This window comes from Oceanicola granulosus HTCC2516 (genome assembly GCF_000153305.1).
In the GTDB taxonomy this organism is placed as follows: domain Bacteria; phylum Pseudomonadota; class Alphaproteobacteria; order Rhodobacterales; family Rhodobacteraceae; genus Oceanicola; species Oceanicola granulosus.
In genome coordinates, this window is the sequence record NZ_CH724109.1 from 155,338 (window position 1) to 171,353 (window position 16,016).

The 16,016-nt window shown below is 69.3% G+C and carries 15 protein-coding genes and 1 tRNA gene; 9 read left to right on the plus strand and 7 right to left on the minus strand.

Annotated features, from left to right (window positions below; genetic code table 11):
- Positions 1-75: 75 nt before the first annotated feature.
- Positions 76-2,406 (minus strand): ATP-dependent Clp protease ATP-binding subunit ClpA, encoded by a 2,331-nt coding sequence (gene clpA, locus OG2516_RS16480; RefSeq protein ID WP_007256765.1) that lies wholly within the window; start codon positions 2,404-2,406, stop codon positions 76-78.
- A gap of 181 nt (positions 2,407-2,587) precedes the next feature.
- On the minus strand, positions 2,588-3,352 hold the full coding sequence (gene gloB, locus OG2516_RS16485) for a hydroxyacylglutathione hydrolase (protein WP_083788627.1): 765 nt from the start codon (positions 3,350-3,352) through the stop codon (positions 2,588-2,590).
- Between the two features lie 62 nt (positions 3,353-3,414).
- Between gloB and OG2516_RS16490 the strand changes: the two genes are divergently transcribed.
- From OG2516_RS16490 to OG2516_RS16500, 3 genes are all read left to right on the plus strand, one after another.
- Positions 3,415-4,176, plus strand: a complete 762-nt coding sequence (locus OG2516_RS16490; protein ID WP_007256767.1) for a class I SAM-dependent methyltransferase — start codon at positions 3,415-3,417, stop codon at positions 4,174-4,176.
- A 94-nt stretch (positions 4,177-4,270) separates the two neighbouring features.
- A complete protein-coding gene (gene era, locus OG2516_RS16495; protein ID WP_007256768.1) occupies positions 4,271-5,176 on the plus strand; it encodes a GTPase Era in 906 nt (301 codons plus the stop codon).
- Positions 5,173-5,508 carry a DUF1491 family protein gene (locus OG2516_RS16500; RefSeq protein ID WP_007256769.1) on the plus strand — a complete coding sequence of 112 codons (336 nt, stop codon included), beginning with the start codon at positions 5,173-5,175 and terminating at the stop codon, positions 5,506-5,508. The genes era and OG2516_RS16500 overlap by 4 nt, the downstream gene beginning before the upstream one ends.
- Before the next feature lie 72 nt (positions 5,509-5,580).
- Here the strand turns inward: OG2516_RS16500 and OG2516_RS16505 are convergent, their stop codons facing one another.
- The 4 genes from OG2516_RS16505 to ectA all read right to left on the minus strand — a co-directional run bounded on the left by OG2516_RS16505 (position 5,581) and on the right by ectA (position 9,350).
- On the minus strand, positions 5,581-7,020 hold the full coding sequence (locus OG2516_RS16505; protein ID WP_007256770.1) for an aspartate kinase: 1,440 nt from the start codon (positions 7,018-7,020) through the stop codon (positions 5,581-5,583).
- 38 nt (positions 7,021-7,058) lie between these two features.
- Positions 7,059-7,451, minus strand: a complete 393-nt coding sequence (locus OG2516_RS16510; RefSeq protein ID WP_007256771.1) for an ectoine synthase — start codon at positions 7,449-7,451, stop codon at positions 7,059-7,061.
- 6 nt (positions 7,452-7,457) lie between these two features.
- Entirely contained in the window at positions 7,458-8,744 is a 1,287-nt protein-coding gene (gene ectB / locus OG2516_RS16515; RefSeq protein ID WP_007256772.1) for a diaminobutyrate--2-oxoglutarate transaminase, read from the minus strand.
- A gap of 72 nt (positions 8,745-8,816) precedes the next feature.
- Positions 8,817-9,350, minus strand: a complete 534-nt coding sequence (gene ectA, locus OG2516_RS16520) for a diaminobutyrate acetyltransferase (protein WP_007256773.1) — start codon at positions 9,348-9,350, stop codon at positions 8,817-8,819.
- A 235-nt stretch (positions 9,351-9,585) separates the two neighbouring features.
- Between ectA and OG2516_RS16525 the strand changes: the two genes are divergently transcribed.
- From OG2516_RS16525 to OG2516_RS16535, 3 genes are all read left to right on the plus strand, one after another.
- On the plus strand, positions 9,586-10,062 hold the full coding sequence (locus OG2516_RS16525; RefSeq protein ID WP_007256774.1) for a MarR family winged helix-turn-helix transcriptional regulator: 477 nt from the start codon (positions 9,586-9,588) through the stop codon (positions 10,060-10,062).
- 70 nt (positions 10,063-10,132) lie between these two features.
- Positions 10,133-11,929 (plus strand): ABC transporter transmembrane domain-containing protein, encoded by a 1,797-nt coding sequence (locus OG2516_RS16530; protein ID WP_007256775.1) that lies wholly within the window; start codon positions 10,133-10,135, stop codon positions 11,927-11,929.
- Positions 11,930-12,030: 101 nt separating this feature from the next.
- Positions 12,031-13,914, plus strand: coding sequence for an acyl-CoA synthetase (locus tag OG2516_RS16535; protein WP_007256776.1), 1,884 nt, complete (start codon positions 12,031-12,033; stop codon positions 13,912-13,914).
- 20 nt (positions 13,915-13,934) lie between these two features.
- On the opposite strand, the gene OG2516_RS16540 is transcribed toward OG2516_RS16535, so the two are convergent.
- Positions 13,935-14,009 (minus strand) — tRNA-Thr (locus tag OG2516_RS16540).
- 84 nt (positions 14,010-14,093) lie between these two features.
- Here OG2516_RS16540 and OG2516_RS20485 point away from each other — a divergent pair.
- The 3 genes from OG2516_RS20485 to OG2516_RS16550 are packed head-to-tail and all read left to right on the plus strand — an operon-like array spanning position 14,094 to position 15,987.
- Positions 14,094-14,243 (plus strand): hypothetical protein, encoded by a 150-nt coding sequence (locus tag OG2516_RS20485; RefSeq protein ID WP_007256777.1) that lies wholly within the window; start codon positions 14,094-14,096, stop codon positions 14,241-14,243.
- Between the two features lie 2 nt (positions 14,244-14,245).
- Positions 14,246-15,514 (plus strand): UDP-N-acetylglucosamine 1-carboxyvinyltransferase, encoded by a 1,269-nt coding sequence (murA, locus tag OG2516_RS16545; RefSeq protein ID WP_007256778.1) that lies wholly within the window; start codon positions 14,246-14,248, stop codon positions 15,512-15,514.
- Positions 15,511-15,987, plus strand: a complete 477-nt coding sequence (locus tag OG2516_RS16550; RefSeq protein ID WP_007256779.1) for a DUF2948 family protein — start codon at positions 15,511-15,513, stop codon at positions 15,985-15,987. The genes murA and OG2516_RS16550 overlap by 4 nt, the downstream gene beginning before the upstream one ends.
- Positions 15,988-16,016 lie beyond the last annotated feature (29 nt).

A 16,016-nucleotide genomic window follows, 5' to 3' on the forward strand; every position in this document is an offset into this window, starting at 1 on the left:
CGCCGCCGGCGGCAAGCCACGAAAAAGCCCCCGGGGTTTCCCCCGGGGGCTCGGTGTCTCACCGGGCGTGCGGGGTCAGTCCGCCGTCAGGAGCGGCGGCTTGTTGCCCGAGAGCTGCGGGCGGCCGGGTTCCTGGACCTGGAGGTCGATCTCGCCGTCCTTGACGGCGACGCGCACCAGTCCGCCCTTGGCGAGCTTGCCGAACAGCAGCTCCTCGGCGAGGGGCTTCTTGATGTACTCCTGGATCACGCGGCCGAGCGGGCGGGCGCCCATGCGGTCGTCGTAGCCCTTGTCGGCGAGCCAGACGGCGGCCTCGTCGGTCAGCTCGATGCTCACGCCGCGATCCATGAGCTGGGCCTCGAGCTGGAGGACGAACTTCTCGACCACCTGCAGGATCGTGTCCTTCGGCAGCGGCGCGAAGGAGATCACGGCGTCGAGGCGGTTGCGGAACTCGGGCGTGAAGGTCCGCTCGATGGCGGCGGTGTCCTCGCCCTCGCGCCGGTCACGGCCGAAGCCGATGGCCGCCTTGGCCTGCTCCGACGCGCCCGCGTTGGAGGTCATGATCAGGATCACGTTGCGGAAATCCACCGTCCGGCCGTTGTGGTCGGTCAGCTTGCCGTGGTCCATCACCTGCAACAGGATGTTGTAGACATCCGGGTGCGCCTTCTCGATCTCGTCGAGCAGCAGCACGCAATGCGGGTGCTGGTCGACGCCGTCGGTGAGCAGCCCGCCCTGGTCGAAGCCGACATAGCCCGGAGGCGCACCGATCAGCCGCGAGACCGCGTGCTTCTCCATGTACTCCGACATGTCGAAGCGCAGCATCTCGACGCCGAGGATCTGGCTCAGCTGCTTGGCGACCTCCGTCTTGCCGACGCCGGTGGGGCCGGCGAAGAGGTAGTTGCCGATCGGCTTCTCCGGCTCGCGCAGGCCGGCGCGGGCCAGCTTGATCGCGCTCGACAGGGCCTCGATGGCCGGGTCCTGCCCGAATACCACGCGCTTGAGAGAGCCCTCGAGATCCTTGAGCACCTCGGCATCGTCCTTTGAGACGTTCTTGGGCGGGATACGGGCGATCTTGGCGACGACGGCCTCGATCTCCCGGGGGCCGATGGTCTTGCGCCGCTTGCTCTCGGCGACCAGGTGCTGCGCCGCGCCGGCCTCGTCGATCACGTCGATGGCCTTGTCGGGCAGCTTGCGGTCGTTGATGTAGCGCGCGGACAGCTCGACGGCGGTCTTGATCGCGTCGGAGGTGTACTTGATCGCGTGGTGCTCCTCGAAATAGGGCTTGAGGCCCTTGAGGATCTTGATGCTGTCCTCGACCGTCGGCTCCGTCACGTCGATCTTCTGGAACCGGCGGCTGAGCGCGCGGTCCTTCTCGAAGTGCTGGCGGAACTCCTTGTAGGTGGTCGAGCCCATGCAGCGCAGCTTGCCGCCCTGCAGCGCGGGCTTCAGCAGGTTGGACGCGTCCATCGCGCCGCCCGAGGTGGCGCCGGCGCCGATCACGGTGTGGATCTCGTCGATGAACAGCACCGCGTCGGGGTGATCCTCGAGCTCGGTCACCACCGCCTTGAGCCGCTCCTCGAAATCGCCGCGGTAGCGGGTCCCGGCGAGCAGGGCGCCCATGTCGAGGCTGAAGATCGTGGCGCCCGACAGCACCTCGGGCACCTCGTCGTTGACGATCTTGCGCGCGAGGCCCTCGGCGATGGCGGTCTTGCCGACGCCGGGATCGCCCACGAGCAGCGGGTTGTTCTTGCGGCGGCGGCAGAGCACCTGCACGCAGCGCTCGACCTCGAGCTCGCGCCCGATCAGCGGGTCGACGTCGCCCTTCTTCGCCTTCGAATTGAGGTCGACGCAGTACTTGCCGAGCGCGCTCTCCTTCTCGTCGCCATCGGATGACGAAGCGTTCACCGTTTCCTCCTCGGGATCGGACGCGGCACCCTGGACGGGGCGGCTCTCGCCGTAGGCCGGGTCCTTGGCGACGCCATGGGCGATGAAGTTGACCGCATCGTAGCGGGTCATGTCCTGCGCCTGCAGGAAGTAGGCGGCATTGCTCTCGCGTTCGGCGAAGATGGCGACGAGCACGTTGGCCCCCGTCACCTCGGTGCGGCCGGACGACTGGACGTGGATCGCGGCGCGCTGGATCACGCGCTGGAAGGCGGCGGTGGGGACGGCCTCGGAGCCTTCGACCTCGGTCACCAGCGTCGCCAGGTCGTCCTCGATGAACTCGTCGAGCGCGCGGCGCAGCTCGTCGAGGTCCACCGAGCAGGCCTTCATGACCCGTGCGGCGTCGGGCTCGTCGATCAGGGCGAGGAGAAGGTGCTCCAGCGTGGCGAGTTCGTGACGGCGGGCGTTGGCCAGGGCCAGCGCCGCGTGGATGGACTGCTCAAGCGTTGTCGAGAATGACGGCACGTGCGTGCTCCTCGTGTCTGGGTCGGGCGGAGGCGGCTCCGCGCAACCATGGCCTCTTATGTTTAAGCTTCGCTTTCGATCGCGATCCTTCAAGGACTTTTTTGCATCTCCCCGTTCACATTCCGGCTTGCGGCGGGTGATCGGGCGGCACGGCAACAGCCATGCCGTCAACGACACAAAATCAGAAACGATCCTTGCGGGCGCGGATTTCGGCGAAGACCTCGACGTCGGACGCGCGCTCCATGCCGAGCGCCGCTTTGAGCTCGGGCGTGTCGGCGCGCAGGAAGGGATTGGTCGCGATCTCTTCCTTCAGGGTCGAGGGGACGGTTGGCTGGTCGAGCGTGCGGGCTTCGTCCACGGCCCGCGAACGAGACATAAGTGCGCCGTTGGCTGGATCAATGGTCTGGGCGAAGCGGGCGTTGGCGGCGGTGTATTCGTGCCCCGAGCAGATCACGGTATCCTCGGGCAGGGCGCGCAGCTTCAGCAGGCTGTGCCACATCTGCTCGGGCGTGCCCTCGAACAGCCGCCCGCAGCCGAGTGCCATCAGGCTGTCGGCGGTGAACGCCGCGCCGGTCTCGGGGAAGTGAAAGGCGACGTGGCCGACGGTGTGGCCCGAGACGTCGAAGATCGTGACCGGCTCGCCGCAGACGGTGAGCGCGTCGCCCTCGCGCACGGCGAGGTCGAGGTCGGGCAGCCGGTGGGCGTCGGCGGCCGCGCCGATCACGCGGACGTCGTCGGTGCGCAGGCCGGCCACGCCCTCGACGTGGTCGCCGTGGTGGTGGGTGATGAGGATGTCCGACAGCTGCCAGCCCCGCGCCGACAGCACCGCCGCGATCGGCGCGGCCTCGGGCGCGTCGACGAGCGCGGTCTCGCGGCTCTCGGCGTTGTGCAGCAGGAAGGCGTAGTTGTCGGTGCGACAGGGGATGGTGACGAGTTCCAAAGGCATGGTTGTTGACCTGTGTCCTGCTATGGTTTCGTCAAGCGTAGCCAAGGGAGTGCTGGGCGCAAATGCATCTCGACGTCACCGACCTCCGCTCGTTCTACTATCGCAAGGCCCTCGGCCGGGCGGTGCAGCGGGTGATCCGGGACGAGCTGCGCCGGATGTGGCCCGACACGAAGGGGCAGATGGTCGTCGGCTTCGGCTTCGCGGCCCCGCTGTTGCGACCGTTCCTCGACGACTCGCGCCGGGTGATCGCGCTGATGCCGGGGCCGCAGGGGGTGATGCACTGGCCGGCGGGGCAGCCCAATGTCAGCGTGCTGTGCGAGGACACGCTCTGGCCGATCCAGACCGGGCAGGTCGACCGGCTGGTGATGCTGCACGGGCTGGAGACCTCGGACCATCCCGGCGCGCTGCTGGAGGAGGCGTGGCGGGTGCTCGGCCCCGGCGGGCGGGCGGTGTTCATCGTCCCCAACCGCGCCGGGCTCTGGTCGCGCAGCGACCGCACCCCGTTCGGCTACGGCCGGCCGTTCTCGCGCACCCAGCTCGAGAGCCAGCTGCGCCGCCACCGCTTCCAGGTCGATCACGTGGTCTCCACCCTCTACCAGCCGCCCTCCGACCGCCGGGGCTGGCGTCGGGCGGCGGGGTGGATGGAGGGCGTGGGCCGGCACGTGCCGGTGTTCAAGACGGGCGGCGTGCTGATGGTGGAGGCGAGCAAGCAGGTCGCCGCACCGACTCGGCCGGGCCTCAGCGACGCGGTGAAACGGCCGTTCGAGGTGCTCGAGGGCATGGGCGCGCCCAAGCCAGAACCGAGCCGTTTGCGCCGGCCGTGACCCGCGCCGGGGCCCGGATGACGTGGCGAAAGCCCGCAGCCTCTTGCGCCGGGGCCGGGCCTGCGCCATCTGAGGCCGGTTCCGGAGACATGACATGACCACACGCGCGGGCTTCGTGGCCCTCATAGGAGAGCCCAACGCGGGCAAGTCGACCCTCACCAACCGACTCGTCGGGGCGAAGGTGTCGATCGTCACCCACAAGGTGCAGACCACCCGCGCCCGCATCCGCGGCGTGGCGCTGGAGGGCGACGCGCAGATCGTGCTCGTCGACACCCCCGGCCTGTTCCGCCCGCGCCGCCGGCTCGACCGCGCGATGGTGGCCGCCGCCTGGGGCGGGGCGGCCGACGCAGACATCGTGGTGCTGCTCGTCGAGGCGCACCGGGGTGTGACGAAGGGCGTGGAGGCCATCCTCGAGCGGCTCGACGAGATCGGCACGGGCCGCACCGTCGCGCTGGCGATCAACAAGATCGACCGGGTGAAGTCGGAGGCGCTGCTGGCGCTCGCCGCGGACCTCAACGAGCGCCACGCCTTCGCCGAGACCTTCATGATCTCCGCCGAGCGCGGCCACGGCTGCGACGATCTCAAGCGCTGGCTCGGCGCGCACCTGCCCGAAGGCCCTTGGCTCTATCCCGAGGACCAGATCGCCGACCTGCCGCTGCGCATGATCGCCGCCGAGACGACACGCGAGAAGCTGACGCTCCGGCTGCACCAGGAGCTGCCCTACCAGCTCACGGTCGAGACGGAGAGCTGGCAGGAGCGCGAGGACGGGTCGGTGCGGATCGACCAGATCGTCTACGTCGCGCGCGACGGCCACAAGGGCATCGTGCTCGGCCGCAAGGGCGAGACGGCGAAGGCGGTGTCGACGGCGGCGCGGGCCGAGCTCGAGGAATTCCTCGACCGCCGCGTGCACCTGTTCCTGCAGGTCAAGGTGCGGCCCGGCTGGCTCGACGAGGCGGAGCGTTACTCCGAGATGGGGCTCGACATCAAGGACGCGAAGTGAGCGCGCGGCTCGCTGCCGGGATCTGGGTCTCCGCCTACCTGACCCGCCTGCGGCTGGCCGACATCCCCGCCTTCGTCGTCGCCCGTGGCGACGAGACCGCCGGCGCCGTGCTGGTCAAGCTCAACACCCTCGACGGGCAGGCCGTCGCCCTCGAACGCTCGCTCGACCTGATGACCGGCGCGCGCCGCTGGCTCACCCTCGCCGAGGGCGCGGAGGCCGACGTCGACGCCGTCGTCAGCCGCCAGCGCGCGCGCGACCCGGACCTGTGGGTCATCGAGGTGGAGGACCGCGCCGGGCGGCACCTGCTCGACGAGCCGGGGCTCGACAGCTAGCGGGTGATGGGCACGAAAAAGCCCGCCGACAGGGACTGCCGGCGGGCGAGTGGTCGTGACCGGTCAAGCCGGTCAGGCGGCCTTCAGCTTCGTCGCTTCGGCCTTTACCGGAAAGAACTCGTCGTGCAGCGCCTTGACCGCCGCCGACTGTGCGTCGCGGGCGACGACGAACTGCGAGTCCACGCGCCGCGAGGTCTGCTGCGCAGCGATGACGTCGATCTCCTGCTCGTCGAGCGCCGCGAGGCCGCGGGACAGCACCCGCAGGCCGCGCAGGTCGCGGCCGATGACCGACACCAGCGACAGCGCCTCGTCGGTGATCGTTGCGGCGGGATAGAGCGCCTCCAGCTCCTCGACCACGCGCCGCACCTTGTCGCGGCTCACGGCGGCGACGAAGTGGGTGATGGTGTTGGCGTTGGACGACTTGGACACGATCCAGACGTTGTTCTTGCGCATCGCCTCGAGGATCGCGGCGTCGTAGCCCTTCACCCCGACCATGTCCTGCTCGAACAGCTCGATCGCGACGATCGGCAGCCCGGTAACGATCTCCACCGCCGCCTTGTCGGCGGGGCGGTCGTCGATCAGCGTGCCGGGATCGCCCGCGTCGAAGGCGTTGGCCACGCGCAGCGGCACGCCGGCGCGGCGCAGGGTCTTGGCGGCCGAAGGGTGAATCGCCTCCATCCCCATGTTGGAGAGCTGGTCGGCGACGTCGTAGTTGGTCTGGCCAAGCTTCTTCACCGCGTCCGCGCCGACGATCTTGGGGTCGGCGGAGGAGAGATGGAACTCCTTGTGGATGATCGCCTCGCGCGCCTGGCTCTGGGCGGCGATGCGGCTGAAGGTGACCTCGGAATAGCCGCGGTCGAACTCCTTCATCAGCCCCTCGGTGCACTGGGCGTAGCCGGTGACGATGGGCAGCTCGCTCGTCAGGTCGACCTCGTCGAGCCCGGCGGCGATGCGCTGCTCGAGAGTCTTCTCGGCCTCATCGCGCCAGCCCGTCAGGTCCACGAAGCGCGCGGCGACGCCGCGGCGCTGCAGCATCAGGGCGGTAACGAAGGCGGAGTGCGCCTCGCCGAGCCCCGACAGCAGCTCGCGGATCACCATGAGCTGCGTCGACAGGCGGAAGTGCCCGTAGGAGCAGATGCGCTGGATGTCGAACAGGCAGGACCGCGCGCCTTCCATCCGGTCGCGGACGAAGTCGTCGGCGAGCTGGATGTCGGCCTTGTGCTCGAGCACCTCGGCGTGCGCCTCGCGCATCGCGGCGGAGACCTCGTTGAGGGCGTCGAGCCAGCCGTGGTCGTCCTCGTCGTTGATGAACAGCGCGTAGACGCCCGGCTTGCCCGACTTCTTGTGCTCGAGCAGCAGGTTGGTGATGCCGCCGAAGGCGGAGACGACGAAGACGCGGTTGTAGATCTGCGCCGCGTCACGGTCGCCGATGAACAGCGGGTCGATGAGCTCGTGGACCTTGCTCATCGTCGTGCCGCCGATTTTCTCGACTGTGTGGGTGCCGTTGGTCATGTGGTCTAGCGCCCGGAGCCGTGGCTCCGGGCCTCCTGTCAACTGTCTTCCAGAGCGTAGGATCCGTCTTCGCGATGGACCTCGTTGCCGGTGACGGGCGGGTTGAACACGCAGGCCATCACCAGCTCCTCGGTCGCGCGGAGCGTGTGGCGGTCGTGCTCGTTCAGCGCGTACATCACGCCCGGCTTGATCTCGTGGGTCTCGCCGGTCTTGAGGTCGGTGATCGAGCCGGTCCCCTGCATGCAGTAGACGCTCTCGAAGTGGTTCTTGTACTCGAACGTGTGCTCGGAGCCCGGCTCGAGGAACGTGATGTGGAACGAGAAACCCATGCCGTCGCTGGCGAGCAGCATCCGGACCGAGGACCACTGCGCATCCGACACCACGCGGTCACGTTCGCTTTCGATGATCTTGTTGAAATCCCTGACAATCATGGCCTGTTACTCCGCTGCGATCTGCTGGTTGCCGGCGGTCACGTGGCGTGCCGCGTCGAGGAGGATGTCGAGACCCTTGACGAAGGTCTCGTCCGGCGTGGTGAGCGGCGCGAGGATCTTGACCACCTCGTCCTCGGGACCGGAGGTCTCGACGATCAGGCCGTTCTCAAAGGCCCGCGCGCAGATCGCGCCCGCCAATTCGCCCGAGCCGACATCGACGCCGCGCATCATGCCACGGCCCTTGAGGTAGGCGCCCGGCACCATCGCAGCGAGCTCCTCGAGCTTGCCTTCGAGCAGCTCGGACTTGCGGGCGATCTCGTTCTTGAACGTATCGTCCGACCAGAACTTCTCGATCGCCACGCGCGCGGTGACGAAGGCGTGGGTGTTGCCGCGGAAGGTGCCGTTGTGCTCGGCGGGGCCGAAGGCGTCGTGCTTGGGGCGCACCAGCATCATCGCGAAGGGCAGGCCGAAGCCGCTGGCCGATTTCGCCATGGTCACGATGTCGGGCTGCACGTCCCAGCCGTCGAAGCTGAAGAAGCTCCCGGTGCGGCCGCAGCCGGCCTGGATGTCGTCGATGATCAGCAGCGCGCCATGCTCGCGGGCGATGCGGCCGACCTTCTCGACCCACTCGCGGCTCGCGGCGTTGAGGCCGCCTTCGCCCTGCACCGTCTCGAACATGATCGCGGCCGGGGCGTCGACACCGCTGGAGGCGTCGGAGAGCACCTTGGCGAGGTAATCGGCGCTGTCGATGCCGTCCATGTAGCCGTCGAAGGGCAGGCGGGTGATGCCGGTCGGCGTGAGGCCGGCGGCGCCGCGGTGGTAGCTGTTGCCGGTCGCGGCGAGCGCGCCGATGGTCACGCCGTGGAAGCCGTTGGTGAACGAGATGATGTTCTGGCGGCCGGTGACCTTGCGGGCGAGCTTCATCGCCGCCTCGACGGCGTTGGCGCCGGTCGGGCCCATGAACATCACCTTGTGGTCCATGTCGCGCGGGGCGAGGATCTTGTCCTCGAACGCCGACAGGAACGCGCCCTTGGCGCCGGTGTGCAGGTCGAGACCCATCGCGATGCCGTCGTTGCTGATGTGCTCGATCAGCGCGGCCTTCATGTCGGGGTCGTTGTGGCCGTAGTTCAGCGAGGAGCAGCCGGCGAGGAAGTCGATGTAGGTCTTGCCGTCCGCGTCCGTCAGCTCCGAGCCGACGGCCCTGGTGAACACGGTGTCGAAGCTGCGGCAGTAGCTGCGGGCTTCGGATTCGCGGCGTGTGAATACGGTCTTGTCCGACGAATGCGTCGTCATGGGGATACCTCGGATGTTCGGATAAGGAGAGATGAAGGGGGGACCGGCCCGCCCGGGCCGGTCGCGGCCCCGTCAGGCGGCCTTCGCGTCGGCCGCGTCTTCAAGCTTGATCGTCACCATGTGTTCGGTGTCGTGCGCCCCGCGGAAGTGGTCCGCCTTGGTGAAGTGGGGCTCGTCCTCGATCTGGCCGCCGAAGCGGCGCGAGAAACGGCGGAAGAGCGACCAGGACGCGTCGTTGTCCTTGGTGATGGTCGTCTTCATCTGGTTGACGTCGTCACAGACATCGCGCGCGACGAGCTCGGCGAGCATACGGCCGCCGAGGCCTTGGCCACGGGCCTTCTCGGAGACCGCGACCTGCCAGACGAACAGCGTCTCGGGATCGGCGGGCGGGATGTGGCCCGAGACCCAGCCGACGACCTCGCCGTCCATCTCGGCGAGCACGCAGGTGTCGCGGAAATGGTCGCATTGCACGAGGTTCATGTACATCGAGTTCTCGTCCAGCGGCTTGCACGCCGCGACGAGCTCCCACACCGCCGCGCCGTCTTCGGGCGTCGGCCTGCGCAGGGTGGCTTTCGTCTTCCGGGCTCGCTCGAGAGCGTAGTCCATGGTGAATCGTCCTCTGTCTGTTCGAGGCGATAGATAGCCTGTCTAAGTATTCGCTTCAACAGTCTAAGCAAATTTTCCCGCTATCAGCGTAATTACAGGGGAAATGGCCGTGTGGACCGTTGCAAATGTGCGGTATTTCGCTTAGCTAAGCAAAATGAACACGCACGCACTCACAGCATTGAGCCCTGCCGGGAAAGCTGCGACGGTTGCGCGAGCCCACAGCAGATTCCGCCGCATGGACCGCACCGACGCCTCTCTCATCGCCCTGCGCCGCATCCTGCGCGCCACCGAATCTTTCGGCCGAGAACTCGCGCAGTCCGCGGGCATGACGGCCGTGCAGTTCCGGGTCCTGCAGATCATCGCCGAGAAGGGCGGCTGCACCGCCAAGGAGATCGCCCAGCAGATGCGCGTCTCGCAGGCGACGGTGACCTCGCTCGTCGACAAGCTCGTCGGGCAGGGCATGGTGACCCGCACCCGCTCCGAGACCGACCGGCGCCAGATCAACATCGCCGTCACCGAGGCGGGGCAGGCGGCGATCAGCGACGCGCCCGACGCGCTCCAGCAGCGCTACGTGCGCAAGTTCGAGACGCTGAAGGACTGGGAGCAGGCGCAGCTCGTCGCGTCGCTCGAGCGGGTCGCGGCGATGCTCGACGCGTCCGACCTCGACGCCTCGCCGCTGCTCGACATCAACGAAATGACCCGCCACATCTGAGCCGGCGCCCGCGCTTGCGGGGGCGGCGGGCGGCCACTATGCCCGTGCCCGACAGCAGCGGGGAGTGGACATGGCGGACGACCAGCCGAGAGACCGGACCAGCGAGCGCGCGCCCTCCCGCCGCCTCGGCGTGCTGCGCGAGCTCTGGCCGTTCGTCGCCCCCTACAAGCTAATGCTCGCCGGGGCGCTGGGCGCGCTGGTGCTGACGGCGATGGTGAGCCTCGTGCTGCCGCTGGCCGTGCGGCGCGTCGTCGACAACTTCAACAGCGCCAATGCCGACATCGTCGACCAGTACTTCGCCGCCGCCATCGCCATCGCGGCGCTGCTCGCGGTGGGCACGGCGCTGCGCTACTACCTCGTCACCCGCCTCGGCGAGCGCGTCGTGGCCGACATCCGCAAGGCGGTGTTCGACCGGATGATCGGCATGTCGCCCGCCTTCTACGAGCGGGTGATGACCGGCGAGATCATCAGCCGCATCACCACCGACACGACGCTGATCCTGTCGGTCATCGGCTCGTCCGTCTCCGTCGCGCTGCGCAACGTGCTGATCCTGTTCGGGGGCATCCTGCTGATGCTCGCGACCTCGGTGAAGATGGCGCTGATGGTGCTGTGGCCGATCCCGGTGATCGTGCTGCCGATCATCCTGCTCGGTCGCCGGGTGCGGGCGCTGTCGAAGGAAAACCAGGACTGGATCGCCACCTCCTCGGCCGACGCCTCCGAGCGGTTGCTGTCGGCGCAGACGGTGCAAGCCTTCACCAACGAGCGCGCCAGCCGCGGCCGCTTCGGGGAGGTGACCGAGCGCAGCTTCGTCGCCGCCCGGCGGCGGATCGGTACGCGGGCGCTGCTGACGGCGATCGTCATATTCATCGTGTTCTCGGCGGTCGTCGGCTTCCTGTGGATGGGCGCGCACGACGTGCGGCAGGGCGAGTTGACGGCGGGCGAGCTGATCCAGTTCATGATCTACGCGGTGATGGTCGCCGGCGCGGTCGGGGCACTGACCGAGATCTGGTCGGAGCTGCAGCGCGCGGCGGGGGCGACGCAGCGCCTCGCCGAACTGCTCGAGGCCGAGGACAGCGTGCCAGATCCGGCCGCGCCCGCCGAGGTGCCGGCGCAGATCGCCGGGCGGATCGACTTCGAGGCGGTCTCCTTCGCCTATCCCGCCCGCCCCGGGATCGCCGCGCTCGACGGTGTAAGTCTCGCCGTCGCGCCGGGCGAGACGGTGGCGCTGGTCGGTCCCTCCGGCGCGGGCAAGACGACGATCATCCAGCTGCTGCTGCGGTTCTACGATCCGCAGGCGGGGGCGGTGAAAATCGACGGCATCGACCTGCGCGACGTGCGCAAGGCCGACTTCCGCCGCCACGTCGCGCTGGTGCCGCAGGACCCGGTGATCTTCGCCGACAGCGCCCGCGAGAACATCCGGTTCGGCCGCCCCGACGCCACCGACGCCGAGATCGAGGCCGCCGCCCGCGCCGCCGCGGCGCACGACTTCCTCAGCCGCTTGCCCGAAGGCTACGACAGCCAGCTCGGCGAGCGCGGGGTGATGCTCTCGGGCGGGCAGAAGCAGCGCGTCGCCATCGCCCGCGCGATCCTGCGCGACGCGCCGATCCTGCTGCTCGACGAGGCCACCTCGGCGCTCGACGCCGAGAGCGAGCGGGCGGTGCAGGCGGCGGTAGACGAGCTTGCCGAGAGCCGCACCACCATCGTCGTCGCCCACCGCCTCGCCACGGTGAAGAAGGCCGACCGCATCCTCGTCTTCGACGAAGGCCGCATCGTCGCGCAGGGCACGCACGACGAGCTCGTCGCGGGCGGCGGTCTCTACGCCCGGCTCGCCCGGCTCCAGTTCGTCGAGGGGCAGGCGGCGGAGTAGGGGTGAAACAGGTCGACCTCCGGGCTGTCGCTGCGCCATACTCGCGCTAGGGTGAGGGCAGAGGCGCCGCTGAAGACGGCGCGAGCAAGGGAGGACGCGGCATGGGCTTTGCCAGCAAGGAGGATCTGCGCCGGATCGAGGAGGAGATGGCGTGGGCGGAGCGCGACGTGCCGAGCACCATGTACGGCCTGCTCAGCGGCACCGCCGAGCGCCACGGCGCGCGCAAGGCCGTCACCTTCCAGATGTTCTCCGATCCCAAGGCCCCCGATGTCACGCTGACCTGGTCGGAGCTGCACGACGAAGCCTGCCGCACCGCCAACCTGCTGCGCGAGCTGGGGATCGGCGAGACCGACGTGGTCGCCTTCCTGCTGCCGAACTCGATGGAGACGGTGCTGACCTATCTCGGCGGCACCATCGCGGGCGTGGTCAATCCGATCAACCCGCTGCTCGAGCCGCGCCAGATCGCCGCCATCCTCAACGAGACCGGTGCCAAGGTGCTCGTCACGCTCAAGGCCTTCCCCAAGACCGACGTGGCGCAGAAGGCCGCCGAGGCGGTGCTGCTCGCGCCCAAGGTGGAGACGGTGCTCGAGGTCGACCTGCTGCGCTACATGACGGGGCTGAAGAAGTTCATCGTGCCGCTGCTGCGCCCGAAGATGGGCGAGCGGGGCGACGTGCGGGTGCTCGACTTTGCGCGCGAGGTCGCCAAGCGGCCGGCGCAGCTCACCTTCGCCGACAGCGCCGGCGACCGGGTCGCGGCGCTGTTCCACACCGGCGGCACGACGGGGATGCCGAAGGTGGCCCAGCACCGCTACGAGGGCATCATCTACAACGCCTGGATCTGCCGCACGCTTCTGTTTCGCGAGGACGACGTGCAGATCTGCCCGCTGCCGCTGTTCCACGTCTTCGCCACCATCGTGTCGCTCGGCGCGTCGCTCGGCTCGGGGGCGCAGGTGGTGTTCCCGACGCCGCAGGGCTATCGGGGGGAGGGGGTGTTCGACAACTTCTGGAAGCTCGTGGAGCGCCACAAGGTGAGCTTCATGATCGGGGTGCCGACGGCCTTCTCGGCGCTGATGCAGCGCAAGGTCGACGCCGACACCTCTTCACTCAAGCTCGCCTTCAGCGGCTCCTCCCCGCTCCCCGTCGAGCTCTACAAGCGGTTCGAGGCGGCCGCGGGCCTGACCCTCTGCGAGGGCTACGGGCTGACGGAGGCGACCTGCCTCGTCTCGATCAACCCGCCGGAGGGGGAGAAGAAGGTCGGCTCCATCGGCCTGCCGTTTCCCTACACCGATGTGAAGATCGTCGACTTCCTCGATGGCGCGCCGCGCGACTGCGAGACCGACGAGGTAGGCGAGATCTGCGTCTCCAACCCCGGCGTCGCCGTCGCCCACACCTACAGCCAGGCCGAGAAGAACCAGGACCTCTACCACGACGGCCGCTACCTGCGCACCGGCGACCTCGGCAAGCTCGACTCCGACGGCTACCTCTGGATCACCGGCCGCGCCAAGGACCTCATCATCCGCGGCGGCCACAACATCGACCCCGCCGTCATCGAGGAGGCGCTCGCCGCGCACGAGGCCGTCGCGCTCGGGGCCGCCATCGGCCAGCCCGACGCCCATGCCGGCGAGGTGCCCTGCGCCTACGTCGAGGCCGTCGCCGGGGCGACGCCGGACGAGGCCGAGCTTCGGGCCTTCGCCAATGCCCGCATCCATGAGCGCGCGGCGCACCTCAAGCACCTCGAGGTGATCGACGAGATCCCGAAGACCGCCGTCGGCAAGCCGCTGAAGAACGAGCTGCGCAAGCGCGCCATCGCCCGCGTCTACGGCACCGCCCTCGCCGAGGCCGGCGTCGCGGCGCAGGTCGCCGAGGTGGTCGAGGACAGGAGCCGCGGCCTCGTCGCCCGCATCGCGCGCACCGGCGACACCGACGAGGCGGCCGTCAACAAGGCGCTCGGCTGCTACACGCGGCCCTGGGATTGGGCCGAGTAGGAGGGCTCCGGAAGGGGGGATGGTGCTGTGAGAGAGGATTGAACTCTCGACCTCTCCCTTACCAAGGGAGTGCTCTACCACTGAGCTACCACAGCACGTGGCGCGGGGATTAGCCGCTCCGAAAGAGCGGCGCAAGCCCCGACTGGACGGTTTTTCGGCGATCGGGTAACAGCGGGATCATGGAGCGCAAACAAGCCAAGGACGGGGCCGGCGAGACGCGCGAGGCGCGGCTCAAGGCGGCGCTGAAGGCCAACATCGCCCGGCGCAAGCAGCAGGCCCGGGCCCGCGAGGCGGAGCCCGACGAGGGCCGAGAGCAGGAAGAAGACTGACCATGGATTCGATCATCGTGCGGGGCGGCAAGCCGCTCTCCGGCCAGATCCGCATCGCCGGCGCCAAGAACGCCGCGCTCGCCCTGATGCCGGCGACGCTGCTCTCCGACGAGCCGCTGACGCTGACCAACGCGCCGCGCCTGTCGGACATCAAGACGATGTCGCAGCTGCTCGAATCGCTGGGCTGCGAGGTGACGAGCCTGCAGGACGGCAAGGTCATCGCGCTGTCGTCGCACAACCTGACCTCGACCCGCGCCGACTACGAGATCGTGCGCAAGATGCGCGCCTCCAACCTCGTCCTCGGCCCGCTGCTGGCGCGCGAGCACCAGGCGACGGTGTCGCTGCCCGGCGGCTGCGCGATCGGGGCGCGGCCGATGGACATTCACGTGACCGCGCTCGAGGCGCTGGGCGCGGAGATCGAGCTGAGGGACGGCTACCTGCACGCGGTGGCGCGGGGCGGGCTGAACGGCGCGCGGGTGCCGCTGCGCTTCGCCTCGGTCGGCGCGACCGAGAACGTGCTGATGGCCGCGACGCTCGCCAAGGGAACGACGTCGATCGAGAACGCGGCGCGCGAGCCGGAGATCGTCGATCTCGCCCGCTGCCTGCGCGCGATGGGCGCGCAGATCGAGGGCGAGGGCACCGCGACGATCACCGTCGAGGGCGTCGACCGGCTGTCGGCGGCCACGCACCGCGTGGTCAGCGACCGCATCGAGCTCGGCACCTACATGCTCGCCCCGGTCATCGCCGGTGGGGAGGTGGAATGCCTCGGCGGCAGCGTCGACCTCGTCCGCGCCTTCTGCGAGCGGCTCGACGCCGCCGGGGTGTCCGTCACCGAGACCGATGCGGGGCTCAAGGTCGCCCGGCGCAACGGGCGGCCGCGCGGGGTGGATGTCGCCACCGAGCCGTTCCCGGGCTTCCCGACCGACCTGCAGGCGCAGATGATGGCGATGCTCTGCACCGCCGAGGGCGACAGCGTGCTCGAGGAGAGGATCTTCGAGAACCGCTTCATGCACGCGCCGGAGCTGGTGCGCATGGGCGCGTCGATCGACGTGCAGGGCGGCACCGCCCGGGTGAGCGGCGTCGAGCGGCTGAAGGGCGCGCCGGTGATGGCGACGGACCTGCGCGCGAGCGTGTCGCTGATCCTGGCGGGCCTCGCCGCCGAGGGCGAGACGCGGGTGAACCGTGTCTACCATCTCGACCGGGGCTACGAGAACGTCGAGGACAAGCTCGGCGCGGTGGGCGCCGACATCGAGCGGGTGAGGGAATCGTGAGCGAGGACGCCCGCTTCGAGGACGGCGGCGAGCGGCCGCTCCGTCTGCGCGCGCTCGACGTCGACGACCTGACCATCATCTCCGGCCTCGTGCAGGACGCGATCCTGCCCGTCGGCGAGATCCGCTGGGACCGCCGCCACCGCCGCTTCGCGATGCTGCTCAACCGCTTCCGCTGGGAGGACGTGGAGGCCGCGAAGAAGGCGAACCGCGACGTCGAGCGGGTGCGCTCCGTGCTCGCGGTCGAGGACGTGCTCAAGGTGCAGGCGCAGGGCGTCGATCCGCGCGACAAGGACACCGTCCTGTCGGTGCTGGCGCTCGCGTTCGAGCCGGGCGAGGATGGCACCGGCATGATCCTCGTCACGCTGGCCGGCGACGGCGACCTGCGACTCGAGGTCGAAACGCTCGAGGTGCTGCTGCGCGACGTGACGCGGCCGTACCGCGCGCCGTCGCGGCATGTTCCCACCCACGAGTGAGGCCGCCGCGGGGGCGGGGTGAGGGGGTG